The sequence below is a fragment of the Vallitalea maricola genome (genome assembly GCF_036985595.1).
GTDB classification, from domain to species: Bacteria; Bacillota; Clostridia; order Lachnospirales; family Vallitaleaceae; genus Vallitalea; species Vallitalea maricola.
Genome location: NZ_BTPU01000374.1, coordinates 1 through 249 on the forward strand (window position 1 = coordinate 1; position 249 = coordinate 249).

The following is a 249-nucleotide window of genomic DNA, read 5'->3' on the forward strand; positions in this document are numbered from 1 at the left end:
TTCACTTTCACCACCACCTCCTCCACACGCTACTATTAACAGATTAATCGTAGAGATTAAAACAATGTTAGTAAGTTTCATGATCTTCTCCTTATTGTTTAAATACGTTGTTGGTATTACTTTTTTCTACAGTAAACCAATCTACATTCAACTCACCCGACGAAGTGACGAAGCTATGAAAATCAGGATAAGCATATTTAATATCCATATACTCTACTGGGTGTTTCCACTCATAAGGAATATTTATAG

At 34.1% G+C, this 249-nt stretch carries 1 protein-coding gene; it reads right to left on the minus strand.

Features of this window, described 5'->3' with window-relative positions; all coding sequences use genetic code 11:
- Positions 1-91 precede the first annotated feature (91 nt).
- Positions 92-247, minus strand: coding sequence for a DUF4842 domain-containing protein (locus tag AACQ14_RS24865; RefSeq protein ID WP_353514044.1), 156 nt, complete (start codon positions 245-247; stop codon positions 92-94).
- Between the last annotated feature and the right edge of the window lie 2 nt (positions 248-249).